Raw genomic sequence first — 10299 nt, forward strand, 5'->3', positions numbered from 1 at the left:
TCTAAGAAATCGGTATTAGCGTCGGTATAATTTTAGGATAAAAATTTATCATTTCACCTCTATATCCCATTTAATAATAAACAATCTATCCCTTAGATTATTTAAAGTCAAAAACAGTTCCTTTTCTTCGGGAAGCTCTCCATAGACTAAGTTTTGAAATTCATCCAAGTATGCTTTTTTTAGCTCTGTCCGTAGCATATTTGAATCACTAAATATGAGAGCTTTAGAAGGATGGGATGCTAGCCAAGCATTATCATTCTTATAACTTTTCACATCATCATTTGCAACCTTTATAATCATATCCTCAAACTCCTTAGAATTAAAAAAATCTGCAAATTCTTTTTTGAGTAAGAGTTTATGCAAATCATAAAGATGCCTTATTTTTTTCTTTAAATCTTCAACGGGATTTTCACTATATGAAAAACGTACAAGGCTCATTATTTTTTCACAAATTGTTCTTGTAGGTTCCAGTACTAAGACTTCAAAAGGCAAAAGGCCATACTCCTTTGCAATATCGACTTGATCATTATCAACCATCATTTCCCCGATAAATGAAGAGATTCTCTTTTTTGTATATGGCTCAAAATATCCCAACCAGGTAGCCTCCACTATAATGGCATCTCTAACCTGACCGTAATCACCATCAAACTCCTTAGAATATGAATGGGCAGTTTTACGGTTCATACCCATTTTTTGGGTTAGTCCTTCAATATTGATTTCCGGTAAAACCTCCTTAACTACTTTACTAATTTCTCTAATTTTTGTAGTTAGTTTATTATTGGATTCCCCCTCATTTCGTAGAACCACTAAGTCAATATCTTCAGAAAATCTTTCAATGATCTTATAACATTTTGACAAAGCTGTACCTCCTTTAAATATAGTATCCTTTCCTATCTTATTATTATAAATTGTATAGAGTGCATAGGTTACCCAATAGTCTTTTTCAACATATATAGGCAGTATTTGCATCCGGTCAGAAGTAAATTGTATGGCTTGCTTAAACAGCTTCTTGTCCTGATGAAGTTTCATAAAATGTTCCAGGTATTTGTATTAGACAATACTTTAGAAGCCCCAGGAACTTTATACTTGGTAATTGGATTCAACGATACTTTTAAAGGATTTGTAATAGATTCTTCCTTTACTTCTCCTAACATTGCACCTAGTAGAGCTCTTGTGGAGGGTGGATATTTTAAAGATAATCTAACTAATTCTTTCTTATCATTACCGGGCAATTTCCCTACTATTTTTAATAGCCGTTCTAAAGATCCTTTTATAGAACTATCAGGTATTTTTTTGATGTACTTTATACTATCTAAAATTTGAAGTAAAGGAATGTTCTGCCTGGTAATTGTGTTCTTCTGCTTTATAAAAGAAATTGTGTAACGTTCTCTTTTTAGCTTCGGCCTTGTTTGATTTCTCCCAATCTGAATAGTATTACTTACTTGACTGGTCAAACCTAATTTATTATAAATACTATACCCCGTAAGATAACCTATAAGCTTTCCATCATCTTCCAATAGATCTTTAACTACCTGTTCCTGATCTGGCTGTACTTCACCAAATGGAGTTTTTTCCGCCTTATAATATTTTCCTTTTGATAATTTAGAGATTTTACCCGCTTCCACCATCCGGTTTAAAGCTTTAATCACAGCTTCTTTTTTTTTCACCTCTATACTAAAATCCTCATAGGTGAAAACATATCCCTTAGGGAATCTATTGATCGTATTAGCTATATAATCAGTAGTTTTCAAGGATTTATGTTTTTTCAAAGATAATATTTTGTCCAGTTTATTAAATAAAAAACTGGACATTTTTCAAATAAATTTTGGAGATAAGTGTAGATGACTTTGGATTAAATGCCATCTATATGATTTTTATACTTTATTATATTCAACTTACTGAGCCCTTATTCAATCGCTGAAACCTATTGATATCACTAGGGTTATACTCTTTTATATTTCTTCGACTCTTTTCAATGAGTCCTTATTGAGCCCATTAAAATATAGATTATGAGCCCTTTCAAAACATATACAGGACCTGCCCCTGTGGTTCAATACGAGGGTTCTTGTAACCCCGTGAGTTGAATTTCGCTCACTAAATGTGATTAGCATATACAACGGCGTGGGCTCTATTATTTTTAGGATAAAACTTAATTCCTAAAACATAAATAAAAAGTTGTTCCCGCATTTTTCTCGCTGCTTACTTTAATAGTACCTCCCAAGCTGGTCATGTAGCTTTTTACCAAATAAAGCCCAATACCTTTGCTATCTTGATGATCTGTAAACACCTGGTGCAATTCAAATAATTTATTTCCGTTTTCTTCCATATCTAACCCAATTCCATTATCTGAAAATTGAATTTCGATACCGGTCGCACTTCTTTTAGAAACAATGCTGATTTGCGGTGCAATCCCGGGTTTGGAATATTTTATTGAATTGGTGATTAAATTGAGAAATATGCTGTGCAAATAGAATTTATTGAACCGGAGGATTTCAATTTCAGAAAATTCAATCTCGAAGATGGTTCCCGTATTTTCAATTATAGATTCAAGGGAGTCGATAATATTATATACAATTTCTTTTATATTCACTGGTTCCAAACCGAGTTTTAATAGTTGATTTTCCCTGAGGTGGTCAATCTGGTCGTTCAAGGTGGATTTTAATCTTAGAACCGATTTTCCTAACATGTCAAGATATAGTTGGGTCTCTTCATTCTCTATTTTTTTGAAATCTAGTAGTTCAATAAGAGATATTAAATTATTTACGGGTGCGCGTAAATCGTGAGCGGTAGTGTAACTTAATTTAGTGAGTCCGGAATTTACTGAGGTAAGGTTTAATATCCTGTACTGGCGATCTTCTTCTAGCTTTTTGAGGTGTGTTATATTTTTTGAAATGGCATAGATTAATTTTTTTTCTGGTACGGGAACAGAGGTCCAGGTGAGCCATACAATTTTACCCGATTTAGTGATGTAGCGATTTTGAAAGTGCACTAAAGGAATTCCTTCTAAAATTTTTGCGCGGGTCTCTGCAGTTTTCACCTTATCCAGTGGGTGGACAAAATGTCTTATTGGATGGCTAAAAAGTTCTTCCTCCGTATAACCCATTAGGTTTATAAATGCAGGGTTTATTTTCCTGAAGTAGCCATCAAAACCGGCAATACATAAGAAATCATGAGAAAGTGAAAAGAAAAGCTCAAGATCAAGGTCAGTTTTTTGGGTGTAATTATCAGTATCCATTGTAGGTATTGGCAAGGGAAGTAAATGTAAGTAAAAAAATATACCTTATTATTTCGTGTTCATCTCCTCTATGGAATCAGAACCGATTTCTTTAATAAAACTTTGAAGTAAAGGTATTTTTGTAATTTTAGTAGTAGTGTTTTTAATCAGGTAATGGAGTGATTGGATTTGGGTTTAAGATTAGAAAATGTTCCGGAGCCTAAGATATTAAGCAATATCGATAGCCCAAAAACAATTAATGCCCAGATTGGATAAGCCTTGGCTTCTTCAAGTTTTGAACCAAGGTCTTTCATTTCCACTGAATGATCAGAAATACCTTTTTCCATTTCCTGATGTTTTAAAAGCAGTTTTTAAAATTTATAAGTTTTAAAGCTAGCATTTTGCGATGTAAGAAGAGCAAAAATGAGTAGCAAGAGGGTAACGGGCAAAGCCGCGTTACATTTTTTTAAATCACTCATTTTTAATTAGTTATAATTTTTTTGCGAATTGGGTTTTGTAGGAATTTGCGACAAATGACTTGGGAAGCCGCATAATTAGGCTTGAATTTGCGACAATTCGTAAAATGAGAAAGGATAAAGTAGATGAATTTTAAATAAATAAGAAAAATAAAGATGTTCCCGGTTTAATTAAAAACTTGTGCTTTAATAAACCTCTCACCACTTTTCCTTCCACTTCGCAAAAGCTCCATTACAGAAAAAGAGGTTCATTACAATTGTCTTGGACACGAGCCAAAAAGCTATAAAGTGTAAGCGGTAGATAAAATGATTAGGATAAGCTTTTTGACTCAAGTCCGCCTGGCAGTAACTTAAATTCACCGATCAGGATTTCAACTTCTTTAAAATTCTTCTTACCACACCTTACCTTTTGATGCTAAAGAACAAGCTTTGAAATTAACCGGAGTGCATAAACCGCTGCACTATTTATAACTCCTCTTTAATTTTAAAGCTTGAAGATGAAGATCATCAAAAGGTAATGCGATGGCGCTGGAAGAAGTAAATGAAAATGACTTCACTTCTTATCCATCCTGAACTACAGTCGGTTTAATATTGGAATGCAAAAGGAAAATGCTCCAGGTGAAAAAAGTAAATGATTTTAATAATTCTTTTTACTAACTGAGCCTTCTAAATATTTTTACTTTTCCAATTTCATTAATTTTTCATTTAGATCTACATAGGCGCCATAGGAATCACTACAATCAGTGATATGGTCATAAAGGCTTAAAAGCGAACTTGCTGCTTTTTTCCCTGCAGGGTCATTATCCAGGTAAAGCAATACACGCTTATAGCCCGGAATTAGTATTTTCACCCGATCTAAAAAAGCCAGGGAATTTAAAATGATACAATCTGAATTTTGAACTAAGTCTGCATTTATAGTGGACAGGGAAAGAAAGTCAAAAATTCCTTCGGTAATTACCAACTGCTGGGAACTATTCCGGATAATTGAATAGGTTTTCGGACTACTGGAATTTTTAAAGTACTTGTTTCGAAGTTCCCAGCCTTCCTTGTCATTTTTAAGACCAATGGCATAATATGACTTATCTTTTCGATGGTACCAGACCTGAGAACAATAAAGCCTTGCTATTTCAACCGGAATTTTCCGTGATTTTAAATAGTGTAATAGGGCAGGATGATCCAGGGGTTCTGCCGTTATAATTTGAATTTTCCCCTTTTTTGGTTGCTGTTTCTTTGGGGGAGTGTGAAAAGGGGAGATAGTATCTTCCTGTAAAAATTGTAAAGCTTCTTTAACCTCGCAGTTTTTAATGAGACATACCAGGTCAATTACATTTCCTCCTTTTCCTATTCCGAAATCATACCACCTGTTTATCACCCGGGAAACCTTAAATGAGGCCTTGGTTTCTGATCGCAGGGGACTTAAGAACCAGGCTTCTTTTTCTGTGGTCCTACTGGGAAAGTGTCCCAACTTTGCTAGGCTTTTGATGATACAAATGTTGCGGGCTTTTTCACAGCTTAATCTTTCTTTTTTCATCAGCATTTATTTTAGCGTGTTTTAGTCCTGTTTATAGTTTTGATTTTTAATTCTGTTTCCGGTCATCATTATTTTTTGATGACAGTTTGATGACATTTTGATGACCACAGGAAGCCTTGCTATTACTGGGCTAATCTTATTTTGTCATCATTCATCAAAAAATAGAAGGGTTTAAAACCTTTTTCTTTCAACAGCAGCTTCAATTTTGATGAGACGATGACAACGCACGGGAACCCCAGCAAAGACTGGCTATTCCGCGTCATCATTCGTTCATCAATTCATCATTTTTTGCCGAAAACCTCAATTTACCTAGGCTGATTGCTCTGGAAAATTTTCAGCCAGGAAACTTTTACTTATAGTAAAATAGCGTCCTTTGGCATCTTTAAAAATGGTGGTTCCATCAGCCCAAATTGAAAACTTTTGGTACATATGGGAATTGGGCTGGCTCTCCAGCTTCCAGTCCTTTTTTAGAATTTTTCGTATTTGGGTAAGATCAGTGCGAAGCCGGGTTTTACCTATGGCATTTAAAGCATCTATCGGGCAAAAATTTATCTCTTCCATATCATTATCTTCCATAACCATAAGCAGGATATTGGCCAGCTCTTTTTCAATTCTGTTTTTGTTGTGCTGTACCAGTTTCCGTAAAGCAGGGGTTTCAATTTGCCTGGCACTAAACCACATTCGCGTCTGGTGGGGTGTGGATAGTTTTCTGTGTTGTAGATGATAAAGGAATGCAGGGATTTCTTCTTCCAGCTTTTCTAAATAAGCGGTCTGTTCTTTCTTAATGGTGGGAACCTTAATAACCCAGAACCGGGTTTCGTGTTGGTCAATCTTAATAAAGTTTTCTTCGTTATTGCTACATAGGACAAACTTGCCGAAAAATTCAACTTCCCGCTTATCTTTTCCCTTAGCTTCTAATTTGTTGATATTGGTTGTGCTTAGGTATTTAATTCTTTCGGTAAGTTCTTCTTTATTGAATAATACTTCGTCAATACAGATTAGAAGTTTATTGGCCCAGTCGGAATTAAACTGGCTGGTAAAATTATCATTGGTGAGATAGGTAAGATTGTTTTCAAAGATCTTCTTTAACCATTTTAAAAAGGTGCTCTTTCCGGTGGAACGTTCCCTGGAGACCAGGCAAAGAATAGGGAGGACCTGTGTAGGTTTAATAAATAAAAGCTGCAGGTAATCCAGGCCCAGTTCGTAGTGATCGCCAAAGATATGCCGGACGAATTCCAATGATACCGCGCAATTCCCTTCTTCTAATGTATGGCTAAGCGGGGCATAGGTATTATAGAAATTTGAATGTGAGTATTTAAAATTGAGATGATCGGGAATACAGGTGAAGCCATCATATTTGGGAATCCCGGCGAGGTATGTTTTCCCGTGATCCTGTCTTATGGTCTCGATATTCCAGGAAACCAGAGATTCATTTACCTGACCGGAAATACTAGGTGTTTTTACCAATTTGTAATATTGAGTCCCCACTCTAATATATGAACCCTCCCGCTTCATTATTCAAATTTTAAACATTCATCTTATAAGTAAATATATCGTCAATTAAATTACAAAAACCTTGTAATAATATAATGAAAAAGAGCAATAATAAGTTTTGATTGAGAATAGTGTAATTTGATATTTGTAGTTTTTTGACCTAACGTCAAGACCTATCATTTAGCATTAAATATCATTTGAAAAGCTGAATCGTTCAAATAGAAATTTCAATAAAAATTATTGGAATATGGTGGATTAGAGCAGATTTCGGAAAATCAAGCCTAAAATTTAAACAAATCTTCCTAATGATCCGGGGAGTAAATAGAAGAACTAATTACCTTTTTTCATTAGCGGCCATCCGGCTTCTAAGGTTATTCATATCCTCGCTCAACTTTTCGTCTAAAATCTTTGCGTAATGTTGGGTGATTTTTATTGATTTATGCCCAAGCATTTTGCTAACACTTTCAATTGGGACACCATTGGAAAGGGTAACAGTGGTGGCAAATGTATGTCTGGCAACATGGAATGTTAGTTTCTTTTGAATCTCACATACATCGGCAATTTCTTTTAAATAACTATTGGTTTTTTGGTTTGATAACACTGGTAGCAAGGTGCCTTTAGGATTTTCCAAGTTTTTATATTTCTTGATAAGCTCTTCCGGAATTGTCAACAGGGGAATGCTACTAAGAGATTTGGTTTTTGTTCTCTTATACTTTAACCATTGTGAGCCATCAATTCCTTTAATTAAATTTTGTGGAGTGAGCTTGGCAATATCAGAATAGGCACATCCAGTATAGCACGAAAAGATAAATGCATCTCTTACTTGTTCCATCCGCTGAATAGTGAAGTTTTTTTCCATTATTCTAATAATTTCTTCTTTAGTTAAAAATTCCCGGTCAATAGCCTGGCGTTTTAGTTTTAAATTATAAAATGGATCTTTCTCTAACCATCCATTAGCAACAGCAATCCTCACAATTTTTTTTAAATATGCTAGATATTTTAAAGCTGAATTATGAGAGAGGTTGAGTTCTGTTTTGAGATAGTAAATAAAACTATTAATGAATTTGGTGTCAATATCTTTTACCCGGAAATCTTCTGATTTATAATTCGATGAAATGAAATTTGTTAGATGTTTTTTGGTGGTATTATAACGCTGAAGTGTTCTAAAGGAATAATCTTTTCCAACCAGTTTTTGCATTCTTAAATTATGTTCCTCGAACATCTTAAGAATTCTATGATCATCTATATTTTTACCCAGAAATTCATCTTTAATTCTTACTGATGTTATTTCTTCGTCATTTTCCAAAAATCTCTGATAAATGTCATAGATCCTCTTCTTAATGATTTCAAGATTTCTATTTACTTGCTTAGCTTCAGCAGAATAACCATTCATTTTGCTAGCCTTGGCATTCCATTTTGAAAGTAGAACCTTCCTCATTGTGCTGGACTCTGCTCGCTTACCCTTATAGGTGATTCTAAGGTAAACAGTGGCGTGAGTAGCATTTTTATCCTTGCTCTTTCTTACATAAAATAATATTGACAGTAAATCTTGCATCCTTTTTAGCTTTTAAATTGAATTAAATTTAGCTGAAATAAATATAGCATCAAAGACGTAAACACTTATTTAACAGGACTTTGTATGCAATTCGGGCGCACTTATTTTCATTCTCTAAGTGACACCGAATTAGACACCTTTTAGATGTAATTAAATGATATTATTTGATATTGTGAAAAAAGAAAAACCCCGTAAACAGTGAGTTTTACGGGGTTTTGTTGTTATTTGTAGGCTTAAAAGTGCTCGAGGCGGGAATCGAACCCGCACAACCGAAGTTACTGGATTTTGAATCCAGCGCGTCTACCAGTTCCGCCACTCGAGCAAGTGGACGGCAAAAGTAAAAAATTTTTCCCATCCCCAAATGTTTTTTTCTATTTTTAAACCAACCGTATTCTAAATATTTTCGTGGTTTTTTATAAGCCATGCTTCTTGAATGAGAATATTTCTTTGATTGTAATTTTTCTCTGAATTTTTGTTTTGATGGCCTATCGAAAATTTATCATGAAATTTAAAGTGAAGACACCGTAAAATTTTAGGCTGTTCGAGCCCGGCGTATTTTTCTTTCTAGTTGAATTAAAGTGGCGAGTTCCTAAAATTTAGGGGACGAACAATAAATTTAGATAAAGTTTCGTAAGCCTAGATTTTTTTGGTTCGTTTTTTCATCAATGGAAAAAATGAACAAATACTAATTTTAAAAGTCTGACTCAAAACTTATTCGTGAGGTGTAAAAGGAATTAATTTTTAAATTTGCAACACAACAAACAACATTCACACAAAAACAACACAACATGCCCAACGTAATTCCCGAGGCCAAAATTTTTTCCTGTACACAGAGCAAAGCTTTAGCTGAAAAAATAGCAGCCGCTTACGGCACTAAATTAGGAAACGTAATTACCTCTACTTACAGTGATGGCGAATTTCAGCCTTCTTTTGAAGAATCTGTTCGCGGTTCACGAGTATTCATTATTGGGTCTACTCACCCAGGATCAGACCATTTGATGGAGATGCTTTTAATGCTTGATGCTGCTAAAAGAGCTTCGGCAAGACATATTACCGCCGTGCTTCCGTATTTCGGTTGGGCGCGCCAGGATAGAAAAGATAAACCCAGAGTGCCAATTGCGGCTAAAATGATAGCCAGTATCCTGGAAACAGCAGGAGCTACCCGAATTATCACCATGGATTTGCACGCCGATCAAATTCAAGGGTTCTTCGAAAAACCTGTAGATCATCTTTATGCTTCCACGGTTTTTCTTCCGTATTTGAAAAGTTTAAAATTAGATAATTTAACGGTTGCCTCACCAGACATGGGAGGTTCTAAACGAGCTTACGCTTATTCTAAAGCTTTAGAAAGTGATGTGGTAATTTGTTACAAGCAGCGTGCAAAAGCCAATGTGATTTCGCATATGGAGCTTATTGGTAATGTAGAAGGTAAAAATGTGGTTTTGGTAGACGATATGGTAGATACTGCGGGGACACTTACAAAAGCAGCCGATTTAATGATGGAGCGCGGTGCAAAAAGTGTACGGGCTATTTGTACTCATCCGGTACTTTCTGGCGGAGCTTACGATAAGATTGAAAACTCTAAACTCATGGAGTTGATTGTGACTGATTCTATTCCGTTAAAACAAGAAAGTAAAAAAATTAAGGTAGTGAGTTGCGCCAATCTTTTTGCTGATGTAATGAATAGGGTGCACAACAATAAATCTATCAGTTCTAAATTTGTTATGTAGATTTTGTTGACTAAGTACAGTTAATTTACTTTCAGTTTCTTAGATAGATTTTTCAATAAGAATATCCTTTTTCAGTAGTGTCCGATAAAGATTTTTAAAAGCGGGATTTCCTAAAAAGGATTTCCCGCTTATTTTATATCTTGTTTTTACCACAAAACCAGATATATGAACGAAAGTAACAACTTTAGCGGACAGCCCATTATTAAGCAGCTATTAAAATTGCTTTCCCCATCAATAATTACCCGGACAGTATCTGATCATAACAGTGACAGGTATTACAAGCGTTTTAAAACATACGA

Annotated in this window: 9 protein-coding genes and 1 tRNA gene; 2 read left to right on the forward strand and 8 right to left on the reverse strand. The window is 34.8% G+C overall.

Features of this window, described 5'->3' with window-relative positions; translation table 11 throughout:
• Nucleotides 1-48 precede the first annotated feature (48 nt).
• The 8 genes from LB465_RS09375 to LB465_RS09410 all read right to left on the reverse strand — a co-directional run bounded on the left by LB465_RS09375 (nucleotide 49) and on the right by LB465_RS09410 (nucleotide 8592).
• On the reverse strand, nucleotides 49-1029 hold the full coding sequence (locus LB465_RS09375) for a nucleotidyl transferase AbiEii/AbiGii toxin family protein (RefSeq protein WP_224469601.1): 981 nt from the start codon (nucleotides 1027-1029) through the stop codon (nucleotides 49-51).
• Nucleotides 1026-1769 (reverse strand): DUF6088 family protein, encoded by a 744-nt coding sequence (locus LB465_RS09380; protein WP_224469602.1) that lies wholly within the window; start codon nucleotides 1767-1769, stop codon nucleotides 1026-1028. The genes LB465_RS09375 and LB465_RS09380 overlap by 4 nt, the downstream gene beginning before the upstream one ends.
• A gap of 380 nt (nucleotides 1770-2149) precedes the next feature.
• Entirely contained in the window at nucleotides 2150-3235 is a 1086-nt protein-coding gene (locus LB465_RS09385) for a sensor histidine kinase (RefSeq protein ID WP_224469603.1), read from the reverse strand.
• 146 nt (nucleotides 3236-3381) lie between these two features.
• Nucleotides 3382-3561 (reverse strand): hypothetical protein, encoded by a 180-nt coding sequence (locus tag LB465_RS09390; RefSeq protein ID WP_224469604.1) that lies wholly within the window; start codon nucleotides 3559-3561, stop codon nucleotides 3382-3384.
• Between the two features lie 805 nt (nucleotides 3562-4366).
• On the reverse strand, nucleotides 4367-5221 hold the full coding sequence (locus LB465_RS09395) for a toprim domain-containing protein (protein ID WP_224469605.1): 855 nt from the start codon (nucleotides 5219-5221) through the stop codon (nucleotides 4367-4369).
• Between the two features lie 309 nt (nucleotides 5222-5530).
• The gene (locus LB465_RS09400) at nucleotides 5531-6736 is read right to left on the reverse strand and encodes a primase-helicase family protein (protein ID WP_224469606.1); all 1206 of its coding nucleotides are present in this window, start codon (nucleotides 6734-6736) and stop codon (nucleotides 5531-5533) included.
• Nucleotides 6737-7049: 313 nt separating this feature from the next.
• Nucleotides 7050-8270, reverse strand: coding sequence for a site-specific integrase (locus LB465_RS09405; RefSeq protein ID WP_224469607.1), 1221 nt, complete (start codon nucleotides 8268-8270; stop codon nucleotides 7050-7052).
• A gap of 240 nt (nucleotides 8271-8510) precedes the next feature.
• Nucleotides 8511-8592, reverse strand: a tRNA-Leu gene (locus LB465_RS09410).
• Nucleotides 8593-9058: 466 nt separating this feature from the next.
• Here LB465_RS09410 and LB465_RS09415 point away from each other — a divergent pair.
• The gene (locus LB465_RS09415) at nucleotides 9059-10000 is read left to right on the forward strand and encodes a ribose-phosphate pyrophosphokinase (protein ID WP_224469608.1); all 942 of its coding nucleotides are present in this window, start codon (nucleotides 9059-9061) and stop codon (nucleotides 9998-10000) included.
• Nucleotides 10001-10165: 165 nt separating this feature from the next.
• A partial coding sequence (locus tag LB465_RS09420) for a DUF4372 domain-containing protein (RefSeq protein WP_224469615.1) occupies nucleotides 10166-10299 on the forward strand: 134 nt, incomplete at its 3' end.

This window comes from Salegentibacter lacus (assembly GCF_020164555.1).
GTDB classification, from domain to species: domain Bacteria; phylum Bacteroidota; class Bacteroidia; order Flavobacteriales; family Flavobacteriaceae; genus Salegentibacter; species Salegentibacter lacus.

Excerpts from the sequence above, each read along its gene's own strand:
- LB465_RS09375 (WP_224469601.1), bottom strand. The coding sequence starts at position 1,029 with ATGAAACTTCATCAGGACAAGAAGCTGTTTAAGCAAGCCATACAATTT.
- LB465_RS09385 (WP_224469603.1), bottom strand. The coding sequence starts at position 3,235 with ATGGATACTGATAATTACACCCAAAAAACTGACCTTGATCTTGAGCTT.
- LB465_RS09390 (WP_224469604.1), bottom strand. The coding sequence starts at position 3,561 with ATGGAAAAAGGTATTTCTGATCATTCAGTGGAAATGAAAGACCTTGGT.
- LB465_RS09395 (WP_224469605.1), bottom strand. The coding sequence starts at position 5,221 with ATGAAAAAAGAAAGATTAAGCTGTGAAAAAGCCCGCAACATTTGTATC.
- LB465_RS09400 (WP_224469606.1), bottom strand. The coding sequence starts at position 6,736 with ATGAAGCGGGAGGGTTCATATATTAGAGTGGGGACTCAATATTACAAA.
- LB465_RS09405 (WP_224469607.1), bottom strand. The coding sequence starts at position 8,270 with ATGCAAGATTTACTGTCAATATTATTTTATGTAAGAAAGAGCAAGGAT.
- LB465_RS09415 (WP_224469608.1), top strand. The coding sequence starts at position 9,059 with ATGCCCAACGTAATTCCCGAGGCCAAAATTTTTTCCTGTACACAGAGC.